10 protein-coding genes are annotated in these 14,982 nt (G+C 59.2%); 2 read left to right on the top strand and 8 right to left on the bottom strand.

Annotation, left to right across the window (positions count from 1 at the left end):
- Nucleotides 1–527: 527 nt before the first annotated feature.
- The 3 genes from BJL95_RS21520 to BJL95_RS21510 are packed head-to-tail and all read right to left on the bottom strand — an operon-like array spanning nt 528 to nt 6,390.
- Entirely contained in the window at nt 528–2,003 is a 1,476-nt protein-coding gene (locus BJL95_RS21520; protein ID WP_083386201.1) for an efflux transporter outer membrane subunit, read from the bottom strand.
- Nucleotides 1,996–5,178: an efflux RND transporter permease subunit gene (locus tag BJL95_RS21515; protein WP_071160679.1), complete on the bottom strand. Its 3,183-nt coding sequence runs from the start codon at nt 5,176–5,178 to the stop codon at nt 1,996–1,998. Before BJL95_RS21515 ends, BJL95_RS21520 begins: the two co-directional genes overlap by 8 nt.
- 3 nt (nt 5,179–5,181) lie before the next feature.
- A complete protein-coding gene (locus BJL95_RS21510; RefSeq protein WP_083386200.1) occupies nt 5,182–6,390 on the bottom strand; it encodes an efflux RND transporter periplasmic adaptor subunit in 1,209 nt (402 codons plus the stop codon).
- Nucleotides 6,391–6,492: 102 nt separating this feature from the next.
- Here BJL95_RS21510 and BJL95_RS21505 point away from each other — a divergent pair, with 102 nt between their 5' ends.
- Nucleotides 6,493–7,113, top strand: a complete 621-nt coding sequence (locus BJL95_RS21505; RefSeq protein ID WP_071160678.1) for a TetR/AcrR family transcriptional regulator — start codon at nt 6,493–6,495, stop codon at nt 7,111–7,113.
- 153 nt (nt 7,114–7,266) lie between these two features.
- Nucleotides 7,267–7,794, top strand: coding sequence for an SRPBCC family protein (locus BJL95_RS21500; RefSeq protein ID WP_071160677.1), 528 nt, complete (start codon nt 7,267–7,269; stop codon nt 7,792–7,794).
- A gap of 477 nt (nt 7,795–8,271) precedes the next feature.
- On the opposite strand, the gene BJL95_RS21495 is transcribed toward BJL95_RS21500, so the two are convergent.
- From BJL95_RS21495 to BJL95_RS21475, 5 genes are all read right to left on the bottom strand, one after another.
- Entirely contained in the window at nt 8,272–10,713 is a 2,442-nt protein-coding gene (locus BJL95_RS21495; RefSeq protein WP_071160676.1) for a TonB-dependent receptor, read from the bottom strand.
- A gap of 737 nt (nt 10,714–11,450) precedes the next feature.
- On the bottom strand, nt 11,451–12,461 hold the full coding sequence (locus BJL95_RS21490) for a FecR family protein (RefSeq protein ID WP_064026140.1): 1,011 nt from the start codon (nt 12,459–12,461) through the stop codon (nt 11,451–11,453).
- A gap of 6 nt (nt 12,462–12,467) precedes the next feature.
- On the bottom strand, nt 12,468–12,965 hold the full coding sequence (locus BJL95_RS21485) for an RNA polymerase sigma factor (protein WP_168030527.1): 498 nt from the start codon (nt 12,963–12,965) through the stop codon (nt 12,468–12,470).
- Between the two features lie 366 nt (nt 12,966–13,331).
- Complete coding sequence (locus tag BJL95_RS21480) at nt 13,332–13,787, bottom strand: hypothetical protein (RefSeq protein ID WP_064026144.1); 456 nt, start codon at nt 13,785–13,787, stop codon at nt 13,332–13,334.
- A gap of 333 nt (nt 13,788–14,120) precedes the next feature.
- Nucleotides 14,121–14,981 carry a transglutaminase family protein gene (locus tag BJL95_RS21475; protein WP_064026146.1) on the bottom strand — a complete coding sequence of 287 codons (861 nt, stop codon included), beginning with the start codon at nt 14,979–14,981 and terminating at the stop codon, nt 14,121–14,123.
- Nucleotide 14,982 lies beyond the last annotated feature (1 nt).

Here is a 14,982-nt window from a genome sequence, read left to right as displayed (position 1 = left end):
AGACTTACCCTTGTTTTTTGCAAAATAAATTTAAGCGAATCTTGGTTGTCAAGGATCGGCTGATCGGAGCCTTGGCGTTGTTTCGCTTAATACATTAGGCAATCCTTATGCCAACCCCGGAAAGCCATGTAAGACGCGGCTTACAAGCGATCGGGGGTTGTCAAAAATTCTGAAACTGCGGCATATCACGCAGTCATGGCGTGATATGCCGCACTTTTTTAGAGGTAGTTCTCGTAATGAATTGCTGACTCATGTTAGCTGGCCGCTGGTTTTCATCAGGGACAAGGTTACAGGGTATCAGCAAGGACGGCGGCCGAGGGTGCGTTCGAGTCCTTGGGTCGCCGATGGGGGACGTCGATCTACCGGTCGCGCCGCCGGCAAGGCGTTAGAAGTCGCTCGGCCGGTCGTTCGTAGCATGGAACGGGAGAACGCCGTCAACCTTGGAAGGTCGATTTCGCAGCCATCGTGTCAGCACAGGCTTACCGATCGTTTGCCGTAGCGTCGGCCGGCCGATTCGCGAGAGCGCTTTATCGCGCGGTTGTTCGCGGCGCGGCTTCGGTTTGAGCTTGTGCGTCCGGCACGATCTGCCAACCGCCGCCCAGTGCCTTATAGACCGCCGCCAGTGCGGTCGCGGTGGCGGTTTGGCTTTGCGCCAGCAGGTCTTGGTTTGCCAGCAGTTGTCGGTCGGCTTCCAACACCGTCAAAAAGTCGGAGACGCCCTCGCGGTAACGCAAGCGCGCCAACTCGACGGCTTTTTCGCTGGCTTTGGCGGCGGTGGTCAATTCGGCGCGGCGGACTCGCTCCTGGTTATACGCGACCAACGCATTCTCGGTTTCCTCCAGGGCCAGCAACACGGTTTGCTGATATTGCGCCAGACTGGCTTCGCTACTGGCATCCGCGGCCTTGATCCGCGCGTAGACTCTGCCTAGATCGAAGGCCGCCCAACTGATTTTCGGGCCGACCGAATACGATTCCGACCCCGGCGCGACGACATTGGACAAGGTACTGGCTTCCAGCGAAAGATTGCCGACGAAGGTTACGCGCGGGAACAGGTCGGCGGTGGCGACGCCGATTTGCGCGGTCGCCGCCGCCAGATTGCGTTCGGCGATCCGGATGTCGGGCCGACGTTGCAGCAACTGGCCGGGGTCGCCGATCTGAATCGTCTCGGGCGCCGTCGGTAGCGGCTTGTCCGGCGACAGTTCGCCGGTCAACGCATCGGGCAGGCGTCCGGTCAACACGCTCAAGCGGTGGATAGTCCGGCTGATCGCGGCTTCCAGATTGGGTATCGCCGCTCGGGTGTTGGCTAATTGCGCTTCGGCTTGGTTGGTATCCAGTTCGGTGCCGCGGCCGTTGATCAGTCTAACCTGAGTCAATTCCAGTGTTTGGCGTTGGTTTTCGGCGTTGTCGCGGTTGATGGCTAGCTGGTGCTGCAAGCCGCGTAACTCGAAATAATTGCGCGCCACTTCGGCGATTAGACTGACGCCGACATCGCGTAGCGTGGCTTGCTCCGCCTCGGTTTGGTCGTTGCTGGCCTCGACGCCGCGCCGCACCCGGCCGAACACGTCCAGCTCCCAGGACGCGTCGAAACCCATGTTGTACAACTTCAGCTCGCGAGGTACGAAGGCCCGGTTGTTCAGCGCCGAGGTGCTGCGCTTTTGCTCGGTGTAATTGGCGTGGGAAGTCACGGTCGGCAACAGATTTAGGCCGGATTCCAAGTACAAAGCCCTGGCTTGTTCCAGATTGGCGCGGGCGGCCGCCAGGTCGTAATTGTGTTCAACCGCGGTATTGACCAAGTCCTGTAACTGGCTGTCGCCGAATAAGGTCCACCAGTGGACTTCGACATCGCCGGCGGCGAACTGCGGACCCTGGGCATTGGCGAAGCCGGCCGGCAGTTCGGTGGTCGGCGTTTGGTAATCCGGGCCGACCGCGCAGCCTGGCAAATAGGCGGCGAATAGCAAAGCGGGTAGCGGTCGCAAGACTATTGAGAAAATCGCTTTAGGCATCGTGTTCTCCCTGCGCGGGGCTAGAGGGGTGGGTCGGTTTCAAACGCTGGGCGATCGCTTGCACCGTCACGTAAAACACCGGCGTCAGCAGCAGGCCGAACACGGTCACGCCTATCATGCCGCTGAATACCGCGGTCCCCAACAGGCGCCGGGATTCCGCGCCGGCGCCGCTGGCGACGACCAGCGGAAACACCCCCATGATAAAGGCGAACGAGGTCATCAAAATCGGCCGCAAACGGATGCGGGCGGCCTCGACTGCCGCGTCGAAACGGTTAAGTCCCGATTCTTGCCGGTGTTTGGCGAATTCGACGATCAAAATCGCGTTCTTGCTGGCGAGGCCGACCAGCACGATGAAACCGATCTGAGTGAAAATGTTGTTATCCATGCCGGCCAACCAGACGCCGGTCATCGACGACAGGATACACATCGGCACGATCAAAATGACCGCGAACGGCAAGGACCAACTTTCGTACTGGGCCGCCAGCGCCAGGAATACGAAGACGACGCTGAGCGGAAACACCAGCAGCGCCACGTTGCCGGCCAAGACTTGCTGTAGGCTCAGCTCGGTCCATTCGAAGTCGAAGCCGGGCGGCAGCGAGGATTTCAACAATTGGCTCATCACCGAGATGGCCTGGCCGGAGCTGACGCCCGGCAAGGTAGCGCCGTTGATTTCGGCGGCCGGATACATGTTGTAGCGGGTGATCTTATCAGGACCGCTGATTTCCTCGACCTTGGCCAATGCGCCGAGCGGTACCATACCCCCGGTCTGGTTGCGGGTTTTCAGCTCGGCGATGTCCTTGGGTTTCATTCGAAACTCGGCGTCGGCTTGGGCGACTACTTGGTAGGTGCGGCCGAAGGCGTTGAAATCGTTGACATACAGCGAACCCAGATAAATTTGCAGCGTATTGAAAATATCGCTTAGCGGCACATCCATTGATTTGGCGCGGGCGCGATCGACATCGACGAACAATTGCGGCACGCCGGCCCTGAAGGTGGTGAACAAGCCCACCAAACCCGGTTGCTGATTGCCTTGGCCTATCATTTCGTTGGCGGTTTGCTGCAATGCGGCTATGCCGGCGTTGTTACGGTCCTGGATTTGCAATTTAAAGCCGCCGACCGAACTCATGCCGCGAATCGGCGGCGGCTCGAACACCGCGATGTAGGCGTCGCCGATGCCGGACAAGCGTTGACCCAAGGTTTTGACCAATTTGCTGGCGTGCAGGTCGGGCCGGCCGGCGCGAGCGTCGAAACCGTCCAGCCGGGCGAACATCGTCGCGACGTTGGACTGGTTGGCGCCGGTCAGAATCGACCAACCGGCGTAGGCGTTGACGTGAGCGACGCCCTCGGTTTCCAACATGATTTTGGTGGCTTTTTGCACGACGTCCTGGGTGCGGCCGAGCGCCGCCGCATCCGGCAACTGCGCGTACAGAATCAGATAGCCTTGATCCTGCTGGGGAATAAAGCCGGTCGGCACTTTTTCGAAGGCCAGGAAGTTCAAGCCGTTCAGGCCGACGTATAGGATCAGTACCACCGCCGTGGTCCGGATCATTCGGCTGACCAGTTTGGAATAGCCGACGCTGATCCGATCGAAAAAGCGGTTGAACGGTACGAAAAACCAGCCGAAGGTTTTATCCACTAAACGGGTAAACCAGTCTTTGTCGCCGTGGGCGCGGTCGAGCAACAGCGCACACAAGGCCGGACTTAAGGTCAGCGAGTTAAACGCGGAAATCACCGTCGAGACCGCGATCGTCAGCGCGAACTGCTTGTAAAACGCCCCGGACACGCCGGTGATGAAGGCGGTCGGCACGAATACCGCCACCAATACCAACGCGGTGGCGATAATCGGCCCAACCACTTCGCGCATCGCCAGTTTGGTGGCTTCGCGGGCGCGCAGGCCTTCGGCGATATGGCGCTCGACGTTTTCGACGACGACGATGGCATCGTCGACGACGATGCCGATCGCCAACACCAAACCGAACAACGACAAGGTATTCAGCGATAAGCCCAGCGCGGCCATCACGCCGAAGGTGCCGATCAGCGACACCGGCACCGCCAGCAGCGGAATCACCGCCGCCCGCCAGTTTTGCAGGAACACGATGACGACCAACACCACCAGCAGCAAGGCCTCGAACAAGGTTTTGACCACGGCGTCTATCGATTGCTGCACGAACACCACGGTGTCGTAAACCAGGATGTAATCCAGGCCCTCGGGGAAGCGGGTTTTCAACTCTTCCATCGCCTTGACCACCGCTGCCTTGGTTTCCAGCGCGTTGGAGCCGGGCAGTTGGAACATCGCCAGACCGACGGTGGGTTCGCCGTCCAGATACAGGCCGGCGTTGTAATCCTTGGCGCCCAACTCGATGCGGGCCACGTCTTTCAGACGGGTGATCTCGCCGTTCTTGTCCTGCTTGATGACGATGTCGCCGAACTGTTCGGGTTCGGTCAAGCGGCCCAGGGTACTGATCGTATATTGGTAAGCGGTCTCGCCGGCCGCCGGTTGTTGGCCGACCACGCCGGCCGCGACTTGGACGTTCTGCTCGCGGACCGCACTGACTACGTCGTTGGCAGTCAGGTTGCGGGCGGCGATTTGCTCGGGATTCAGCCACAGACGCATGCTGTAATCGCGAGCGCCGAACACCAAAATATCGCCGACACCCGGTAAACGCGCCAGCGTGTCGCGGATTTGCAGCAGGGCGTAGTTGCTCAGATAGACGCTGTCGTAGCGTTTGTCCGGCGAGACCAGATTGACGACCAGACTCAAATCGGGGCTGCGCTTTTTAACGCTGATGCCTTGCCGGCGCACTTCTTCCGGCAAGCGCGGCTCGGCCAACGCAACCCGGTTTTGGACCAGCACCTGAGCCTTGTCCAGATTGGTGCCGGGTTTGAAGGTGATGGTCAGAGACAAGTTGCCGCTGTTGGTCGAGTTCGACGACATATACAACATATCCTCGACGCCGTTGACCTCTTGTTCGATCGGTGTCGCCACCGTTTCGGCGACGACGCTGGCGTTGGCGCCGGGGTAGCTGGTGCTGACCACGACCGTCGGCGGGGCGATTTCCGGATATTGGGCGATCGGCAGGCCGATCAGCGCCAAGCCGCCGACCAACACGATCAAGATCGAAAGTACCGACGCGAATATCGGCCGGTCGATGAAAAAGCGGGTGAAATTTCCCATGGCTTAGGTTCCTTGTCCCGAGTTCAGGGCGATGCGTTCCGGATTAACCTTGGCGCCGGGCCGCAGCTTTTGCTGGCCTTCGACGACGACCCACTCGCCGGCCCGCAAGCCGTCGCTGATCACGCGCATTTCACCGATCCGCGCGCCCGGCGTGACCTTGCGGTATTCGACTTGTTGTTCCTGATTCATCACCCATACGAAGCGCTGGGCTTGGTCGGTGCCGACGGCTCTATCGGGTATCAGCAACGCGTCGTAGGGCGCGCCGCCTTGCACGCGCATCCGGGCGAACAAGCCCGGACTGAGCAGTTCGTCGGGATTGGCGAATACGCCGCGTAGGGCGATCGTGCCGGTGGCGCGGTTCTCCTGCGGCGCCACGTAATCGAGCTGGCCGCGATGCGGGAAGCCGGATTCGTCAGCTACCGCCACTTCGGCCGGCGTGCCTTTCAGTTCGGCCGCGCCGGGCTTGCGTTGCAAGGCCTGGCGCCGGTATTTCAATAAGGATTGCTCGTCGGCATCGACATAGACATAGACCGGATCGATCGAGGTCACGTTGGTCAACACCGTTACATCGCCGCCGGTGACCAGATTGCCGGCGGTCAGCATTTCCCGGCCCACTCGGCCGTTGATCGGTGCGCGGATCTCGCAGTATTCGACGTTGAGGCGGGCGGCGTAGACGTTGGCTTCGGCCGATTGCACCGCGCCGTCCGCTTCGCGCCAGCCTTTGGCGCGGGTGTCGTATTCTTCGGTGGAAATCGCCTTGGCCTTGACCAGGTTTTCGGCGCGGCTCCAGTCGTTCTTGGCCAGTTCGCGCTTGGACTTGGCGCGCTCCAGTTCGGCGATGGCGTAGTTTAGTTGGGCCTTATAGGGCCGGGCATCGATGACGAACAGCAAGTCGCCCTTGTTGACCTTGGCGCCGGCCGTGAAATTGACCTTTTCCAGATAACCGCCAACTCGGGCACGGACTTCCACCGAGCTGATCGCTTCGACCCGGCCGGTATACTCGTCCCACTCGGTGACGCTCTGGGCCAGCGGCTGAGCGGCTTTGACGGCGGCCGGCGGCGGCGCGCCATTGGCGGCATTGCCGGTTTCGCCGCAACCGCTGAGTAAAAACTGCAGCAAGGCCAGTAGCGCCAGCACGCCAGGCGTGAACGGTGTCGAGAAAAATACGGCGGATTTTGCCGGCGGGACCGAGGGCTGATTTATTCGTGTCATGGCGGTTAACGCTCCTGCGCTATCTAAAACGGTAATACATATTACCGTTAAGTCTAGGGTATCATCTTGGTTCGAGTCAACTGAATTTATTGGGTTTTACCGATGGTGAAATGCGGACGCCCCCCCAAGGGCGCTGAGCAACAAAGCCGCGACCGCGTATTGGACGCGGCGCTGCAATTATTCCTGGAACACGGCTACGGCAACTTGGCCATGGAAACCATTGCTCGTGACGCCAGGGTATCGCTGCGCACCATCTATAACGAATTCGGCGGCAAGGCCGGCTTGTTCGGGGCGTTGATCAAGCGTTGCAGCGACCGCATCATCGACACGTTGGCCGGCGACATAGTTCCGGAGGTGGCGCTGGTCGAATTCGGCACGCAATTCTTGTTTCGGGTATCGCGCCCGGAAGTGGTCAGGATGCGGGCCATTCTGATCGGCGAATCGCCGCGCTTTCCCGATCTCGCCATTCAATTCTACGAGCATGGCCCGCGCCGCACGTTGGACTTGTTGAGCCGTTACTTTTCCACGCAGCAGCAGCTGGGCCGAATTCGGCCGGGCGACCCGGAGTTTTTGGCCGGCCAGTTCGTCAGCGCCTTGCGCAACGAGCGCTTTCAGCGCCTACAACTCGGTCTGGAACCGACGCCGGACGAGGCGCAGGTCGAAGCTTGGGTCCGGCAATCCTGCGAATTGTTTTTGCGCGGTTGCGCGACCGGCACCGGATAAGTCTAACGCATCTTGCGAGGCGGGCCGGGGTGCTGGACGGTTTGAGGTTAAAAACAATGAAATAAACCTGATAAAACTCGGGATATGTTCCCGAGTCTGACTAGGTCGCCGCCGTCGATAATGCCGGGCTTTTATCCACTACCGGTCATTACGATGCAAAAATTGCTACTCTCCTTCGGTGCGCTGCTACTGTCCAATTCCGTTCTGGCGCACGGTCCGACCCCGCAAAAAGCCAAGGAAAGCGTCACTATTCAGGCGCCGGTCGCCAAGGTTTGGGAAGCGGTCAAAAATTTCGACGACATCGGCCAATGGCATCCCGATTTGAAAGCCGCCGAAGGCGACGGCAAAAATGCTAGCGGCGGCACCCGCAAACTCACCTTTCAAAACGGTGAAAGCGTCGTCGAGGAACTGGATTACTATAGCGAGCCCGAGCACGAATACAGCTATCGCTTGAAAGCCGAAAACGTCAAGGCCTTCCCGACCAGTTCGCACACCGTCGATTTGAAAGTCGCCCCCGGCGATGGCGCCGACAGTAGCGTGGTGACCGTGAAAAGCCGGTTTTATCGCGGCGACACCGGCAACACCCCGCCGGAAAACCTCAGCGACGAAGCCGCCGTCAGGGCCATGACTCAATTTATCAAGGACGGTTTGAGCGGGTTGAAGGCCAAGCTCGAGAAATAGTCGTTCCGCGACTGCGGCGGCACTTCGTGGTATCGAAAGCGGTGCCGCGAGACTTGGTTACACATGCCGGCGAACCGGGGCGTTGCCGGTTTGCCGAAAGCATTGCCTCGTCCCTCCCTACAACGATGGTTGCTTAGTGCTACGTCGTTCCGGCATGGATTGCCGGACCCGTTGGAGCGCGGAGCGAATCCAGACTCCAAGGACGGATTTAAGCCATACCATCCATGGCACTGGATGCCCGATTCCCGGCGGGCATGACGGTCTTGAACAAATCTGACAAAGTAGAATTACGTCGTTTTTAAAAACCAGAGTAAGGACACTTTGCTGGCGATACGCCCGGAGTCGCACAAAAATCGCGTGTTCCGGGGAGTCGAGAATGGAGCCGGATCGATTTGCGGCGAGTCGGTCGAAAGAACGTGGCTCGGTCGAGCGATTTTAAGTTTGCCATCACATTAGAATACCGGTTGCGGGGCATGGTTAAAATTCAACCTTAAGCGAGCCCAGGAACGTGCGCGGCGCTCCCGGAATGATGTCCGCGCGCGGAATCGCCGAATCGATAGCGTCGGTACCGACGTAATAAATCTTGTCCAGCAGATTGTTGACGTTGAATTGCGCGGTCATCGTCGATCCCATCGCGCGAAAGCGGTAACTGATCGCGCTATCCACCCGCACATACCCCGGCAGTTGCACGCTGTTTTCCTTGTCGCCCTGTCGCACGTCCGCCAGGAAAGCGCCGGCTGCCAAGCTCAGACCGCGCAGTGGTTCGGCATCCACTTCGTAACGAGTCCAGATACTGCCGGAATGGCGCGGCGCCAGCGGCAGTTGATGGCCTTGATTGCCGTCGTTGTCCTGGGTGATCTTGGTGTCGGTCCAGGCGTAGGCGGCGTTGATGCTGAGATTGTCGGTCAGTTTGCCGTTCAGATCGAACTCCAAACCTCGGCTGCGCGCGGCGCCGATCGCGGACTGATCGGTCAAATCGGTGACGGTTTGGGTGTTGGCGGTGAGTACGTTGCGTTTTTCCAAGTGATAAAACGCCAAATTCGCCGTCAGGCGGCCGTCCCAAAATTCGCTCTTGATTCCGGCTTCGAATTGCGAGGAGGTTTCCGGCGCAAAAGGTCGGCCGTCCGCCGAGCGGCCGTTGTTGGTACCGAAGGCCTCGTTAAAATTGCCGAAGACCGACAACCATGACAACGGTTTGTACAATATGCCGACGCGGGGACTGAAACGTTCGGTACGGTTGTAACTGAAATTGGCTTGCGCCGCGCTGAGCGAATCCGCAAAATTGTCGCCCCGCCCAGTCTCGGCCCAATCGTGGCGGCCGCCGCCGGTCAGAAACAGGTTGTTCAGCAACTGAATCTGATCTTGAAAATACACGCCGTGCCAGCGGTCCTTCATGACGCTGACTTGGCGAAAATCGCCCCAACCCGCAAAATCCACCAAGTCGACCGGTAACGCCGGAAATACCGGATTGAAAATATCCACCGCCGCGAACGGCGAGGTATCGAAGGCGTGGAAGCGGTAGAGGCTTTCCTTTTGGAAATAGTCGTACCCCAACAATACCTCATGTTTTAACCCGCCAGTCCGGAATTTGCCGGTCAGCGACAAGTCCGATGCGTAAAACGCCTGATCGTCGGTCTGGCCGACGCCGTTCCGGAACACGCGACGGTTGTCGTCCAGCAAAAATACCGGCTTGATGGCCCGGTCCATATAGGTTTTGTGCGGTACCGCCATGAAATGATGGCGGACAGTCCAGTTGTCGTCGAATTGATGATGCCAATTCAGATTGATCGCCAACTGGTCCTGATTGTCCAGCGGGTCTTTAGGATCGTTGAGAAAGCGACTAATGGGAATGTTGGCGGGGCGATTAAGCACGGCAGGTATGCCGTCGTCGCGTTGGAAGTCGTCGTTTTGAAACTCCAGACCGAGACTAAGCTCGGTGCGGTCTGACGGCCGCCAAGTCAAAGTCGGCGCCACCAATACCCGTTCCATCGACACGTAATCGCGAAACGAATTGTTGTCCTGATAGGCGATGTTCAAGCGGTAAAGCAAGGTTTTGTCGGCGTTTAGCGGACCGCCGAAATCCAAATGGGTGCGATAGAAATCGTAGGAACCGAATTGCTGTTCGATGGAATGGTAGTCGCGGTCCAAGGCTTGTTTGGTGACTATATTGACCAAACCGCCAGGCTGGCCACGGCCGTACAACATCGCCGACGGCCCTTTCAACACCTCGATCCGCTCCAGATTGGCGGTGTCGAAGTTAAATCCCTCCAAGCGCAAACCGTTCCGGAAAACCGCCGAATCGCCGACAAAGCCGCGTAGCACGAATACGTTGTAAACGCCACCGTCGACGGGCATGAAACCCACGCCGCTGACGGTTTCCACCGCTTGCTGCAGCGAATTGGCTTTTCGGTCGTTAATGACGGCGCGCGGAACCACTTGTACCGAGAACGGCGTATCGATGATCGGCGTATCGGTTTTGGTGGCGGTTTGAGTGTTGGGTAAGCCGTAGTCCGGATTGTGGGGATCGTCCGCGGCATAAACCGGCGTGCCCAATACGGTTACCGGTGGCATCGCGGCGGGCGCTAAATCTAAGTGGCTGGCGCCGGGCTTATGGCGCGCATCCTGGCTCAACACCACCGCCTGTGGTGTCGTAAACCGAAAGTTCAGTCCGCTACCGCTCAGCAATTGTTTCAAGGCTGGTTCCGGTTCTAGGCGGCCGGCGAGGGCTGGGGCGTGCAAACCGTGCGTCAGTTCTTCGTTGAATGCGATGCGGATTCCGGTGGCTTGCGAATAGGCCAACAAGGATTGCGACAGGCTCTGCGCGGGGATGGCGAATTCCACCGGTTCGGCGGCGGCCGGTCGCGCGGCGAGAACGGCGGCCACGGCGAGGCTTAACGGCAGGCGGGGCGAAAAATCCATAAAAACTCCTTTTGCGAAATTCGTGGTTATTTAGAGCCGGTCTTGGTCCTTGTGAAATAAGACGAAACGCAAAATCGGAATTTTCAAATTATTTTTGCTCGATCGATTCGGCTGGGTTTGGGAGACGGCTCTAGCGGGATGTGTTTGGGTTGAGATGCGGATTACGCGGATGCGGCCGGGTCTACGCTTCGGCTCCGCTCAGCGAACGGTTCGGCCCCGCTCAGCGAACGGTTCGGCTCTGCTCAGCGAACGGTTCGGCTCCGCTCAGCGTACGATTCGGCTCCGCTCAGCGACCGGTTTGGCTCCGATCAATGAACTGTTTGGTTAGGGCTCAGGGAACGGTTCGACGTTTCGGTTCAACGCGGCGAGGAAGTTGGCGGTGACGGGACGTATTCGATCGGATCAGGCTGTGGACTCGCGCGCTGTTCGAGTTTGGAAGAGTCGCAAGTTATTCGATCCAGGAGACGCACAGGCTGATTGATAGGGCCGCCGGCTCAACTGAGCCGCCGCGCGGCCTGAGAAGGCTTGCCGTTGGCTGAATGTAGTCGCTACGGGCTGAGAGGGCTTGCCGTTGGCCGAGCGTAGTCGCTGCGAGCTGACAGGGGGGTTGCCGTTGGCTGAGCGTAGTCACTGCGGGCTGACAGGGGTTACCGGTGGCTGAGCGGAGTCGAAGCCCCGGTCCTTAGGCGCTGCTCGGCGAGAGAGAAAACCTCGTAACCGGCGTTTTGGCGGAAGACTTATCCGCGCCGCAAGAATACCCAGCGTCCGGCAAGTTGGTAGGCGTGCAAGCCCAAGCTTTCGGTGATTAGAGCCAGCGCTTCGTCCGGACGGCTGGTGTCGAAAATGCCGCTCAGGCGAAGTTGTTCCAAATCCCGTTCGGCCAGAAAAATCCGGCCGCGCCGGTAGCGGTTGAGTTCGGCCACCACTTCCGAAAGCGGCCGGTTGAAATACTGTAGTTGTTGTCGGTGCCAGGCCGATGCGGTAGTGGTGTCGGCCTCGGCGTTAACCGGTTCCAAACCCTCCCCGAAGCCGACGGCGGTGCCTTCCGCCAACATCGGCAGGTGCGCGCCGTTCGCCAAGTCTATGCGCACCGCATGTTCGTAAACCGTGACCTCGGTGCGGTCGTCTTGTTCGGCGACGTCAAAGGCGGTGCCTAGCGCGCGCACCGTGCCTTGCCCTGTACTTACCTCGAACGGCCGGTCGGCGTTGGCGGCGACCCGGCACCAGATCTTGCCGCGGTGCAGCTCCAGTAGCCGGCGGGTGTCGCTGTAATGCACCGAAACGGCGGTATCGGTATCCAGCAACAGTTGCGAGCCGTCCGCTAACGCCACGGCCAACTGTTGGCCAGGCGCGGTGCGATGATCGGCCAGCCAGAGGCCAAGCTGGTTGCTCGACAAGACCGCCGCGACCAGAACGCCGGCCGCCAGCCCCAAGTGTTGAATTCCGAATCTGCGAGGCGAACGGTGGGCGTCGCTGATCGTAGCTGTAGCCATCGGCGCGGCCACGCCCAGTTGGGCGATGTCCCGCCACAAGGCTTGCGCCCGCCGCCAAGCTTCGTGATGCGTGGGATCGGCGCGCAGCCAGTCTTGAAACGCGGCCCGGTGACCGGCGTTCGCCTCGCCGGAGCTGATCAAGGTCAACCAATACAAGGCTTGTTCGTCGGCCGGGCCGGCCGGCAGCTCCGGGAAACCGTTCGCACCGGTGAGGCGGGCATCCGTTGGATCGGTGTGTTCTGATTCGGCCGACATCGTGGCTTAATCCGGCATGCGTTTCTGGCAGAACGATAGGGCTTCGTTCAGATATTTGAAGATGCTGTTATAGGCCAGTCCGGTGACTTGGCTGATTTCGGTGAACGATAAATGCTGAATGTGGCGCATCACGAAAATCTGGCGATTTTTCTCTGGCATTTCGGCAATGATGCGTTCCAACATCGCCATACGCTGGCGGGCGGCGATCGTGTCCTCCGGCGATGGCGCCGGATCGATCAATTCCGGCCACGCCTCGAACTCGATCCGCCGGTCGTCGGCGCGGCGTTGCTGGCGGATGTGGTCTATGGTTTGGTTGGCCGCCATTTTGTACAAAAACGCCCGTGGGTTTTGCACCTGATGACGCTCCAGGTAGTTGGAAAAGCGCATGAAGCAATCGTGCAAGATATCCAATGCCGTTTCCGGGCAATCGATCCGTTGCTTGATGAAACGCAGCAATTCGTCTCGGTGCAGGGCCAACAATTCGGCGGCGATCGGCTTGGACATGGGCATCTTCCTGATTCGTGGTTTTTTAGCTTATCCCGTTTGTCGGGAAGCTTTCAAGTGGGTAGCGCTTTTCCCCAATTCCCTCAAACTCAACGTCGGGTTCAAAAGGGTGGCGGGAATTCAAGATGGCATAGGGTGAGACTGAACGGCTATTGGCTATTAGCCGCGACAGAAGGCGTCGTCGGGTTCAAAAGGGTGGCGGGAATTCAAGATGGCATAGGGTGAGACTGAACGGCTATTGGCTATTAGCCGCGACAGAAGGCGTCTTGCGCGGGGGTATTTCTATCGCACGTCTATCGGGATCGAGCCCGCTTGGAGACAGGCCAGCGGCCCCTTCGGCCGAGCGCCGAAGGGGCCGCGCGGGACTTAGGCGTAATACAGTTTGCGCAACTCCAACATCGACGGGGCGCTGAGTTCCTTGCCATCGCTGGCGCGGGTGACGCTGTACACGGTTTTCAGCAACGTGATTTCTTCGCCGGCGGCGGCGTATCCGACCACGTGGTGGGCGACGTCCAGATTCCGGCGTTGCAGGCCGCCGTTCAGACTGTTGAAGTCGGCAATCATGCCGGCGTGAGGCGGATTCATCACCGCACCCCACCAGGGCAACTGTCCGACGTCGTGCGCCCAGGTGTCGCCGATGGACTCCGGCGGCAGGCAGCGTTCGACCAGCAAGTCGCCGATCACCGCGTATTGTTTGCGACTGATTTTCGCGGGTTCTTCGCCCACGGTGTCGCGGCATTCCAGAACCTCGCCATTAACGAAGCTGTCGGTTGCCGGAATGGTTTTGTTCCATTGGCCGTCTAAATTTTTGTGTTCGAACATATTGCCTCTCTCTAGGTTTAATGGAATGAAGAGCTGGCCCGGTTTGGGGGATTGCCGTTTGCCGGTAAGAAAACCGACAATTTGGCGGCGAGCCGGGTGTTTACAGATCGGAATTAGCAAAATCGCGGCCAATTTTCGCGAGCGGCTGGATGGTTTTTTTTGGAATTTAAGTGCTTGAAATTAAAGTGTTTACCTTCTAAATCCGCGTAAATATTGCGGTTTCTAGGCGGGATTTAGACGTTCCCGCTGCGATGTGGAGTAGCCGATGGCCGCGACAAATTGGCGGTTTTGCGACAAGCGGCGATCGCTTTATCGAACCCGAGCGCATCGAGGTCAGCGCAACAAATTGACTTGTACGTTGACCAACATCCGAGTCGAGATTTGTCTGGGGCCGATGAAACTGCCCGATACCGGCGGCACGGTTTCCGGATTGCGGGCCACGGCGACCGCGATATGGCGGTTTCCGGTCATTTGGCCGACGGTCGGGTCGAAGCCTTGCCAACCTATCCCCGGAAAATAAACTTCGGCCCAGGCGTGGGTCGAGGCATTGCCGGCTTCTGTCGCCGGAGCGTGCAGATAGCCGCTGACGAAGCGGCTGGCCAGACCCAGCGAGCGGCAGGCTTCGATAAACAGCGTGGCGTAGTCGCGGCACGAGCCGCTGCCCAGATGCAGCGTGCGGAGCGGCGATTGCACGCCGGCTTCCTCACGGATTCGGTATTGGAATTTGTCGTGTATGGCCCGGTTCAAGGTGGTTTGCAAGTTCAGCGCGTTCAGCGTCTGGACTTTCAGGCCGATTTCGCGCAGCCAACATTGCAACGCGGGCTGGTCCTGCTGAAAAATCGGCCGCTGGTAGGCCGCCAAGTCCGCTAATTCGCCTGCCTCGTAGCCAAAAGGGCCGGCGAGAGGAAAGTCGTCGGCACCGATGTCGCGTACCGGATCTTCGTAGTGCTGGATGACGACGTCGCTGCCGATGCGCAGCCGGTTGGAGGTTTGCTGAAAACGCACCAAAGCCAGCGAGTTGTCGAACACGTCGCGGTACCACTGGATGGCGTAAGTGGGGCTGATGTCCAGCCGCGACGATTCGATGCGCACGTCGTGGCCTTCGCGCGGCCGCAGCAACAGCCGATGACAGTTTAGCGTGACCGGCTGCGAAAACAGATATTCGGTAACGTGCTGTATCCGTAGCCGTTGCACG

This window comes from Methylomonas sp. LWB, from assembly GCF_001856095.1.
Taxonomy (GTDB): Bacteria; Pseudomonadota; Gammaproteobacteria; order Methylococcales; family Methylomonadaceae; genus Methylomonas; species Methylomonas koyamae_A.
The sequence above is the reverse complement of the archived record's forward strand: the minus strand, read 5'-3'. Positions and strand labels throughout refer to the sequence as shown.

Excerpts from the sequence above, each read along its gene's own strand:
- BJL95_RS21480 (WP_064026144.1), bottom strand. The coding sequence starts at position 13,787 with ATGTTCGAACACAAAAATTTAGACGGCCAATGGAACAAAACCATTCCG.
- BJL95_RS21495 (WP_071160676.1), bottom strand. The coding sequence starts at position 10,713 with ATGGATTTTTCGCCCCGCCTGCCGTTAAGCCTCGCCGTGGCCGCCGTT.
- BJL95_RS21510 (WP_083386200.1), bottom strand. The coding sequence starts at position 6,390 with ATGACACGAATAAATCAGCCCTCGGTCCCGCCGGCAAAATCCGCCGTA.
- BJL95_RS21490 (WP_064026140.1), bottom strand. The coding sequence starts at position 12,461 with ATGTCGGCCGAATCAGAACACACCGATCCAACGGATGCCCGCCTCACC.
- BJL95_RS21505 (WP_071160678.1), top strand. The coding sequence starts at position 6,493 with ATGGTGAAATGCGGACGCCCCCCCAAGGGCGCTGAGCAACAAAGCCGC.
- BJL95_RS21500 (WP_071160677.1), top strand. The coding sequence starts at position 7,267 with ATGCAAAAATTGCTACTCTCCTTCGGTGCGCTGCTACTGTCCAATTCC.
- BJL95_RS21520 (WP_083386201.1), bottom strand. The coding sequence starts at position 2,003 with ATGCCTAAAGCGATTTTCTCAATAGTCTTGCGACCGCTACCCGCTTTG.
- BJL95_RS21485 (WP_168030527.1), bottom strand. The coding sequence starts at position 12,965 with ATGTCCAAGCCGATCGCCGCCGAATTGTTGGCCCTGCACCGAGACGAA.
- BJL95_RS21515 (WP_071160679.1), bottom strand. The coding sequence starts at position 5,178 with ATGGGAAATTTCACCCGCTTTTTCATCGACCGGCCGATATTCGCGTCG.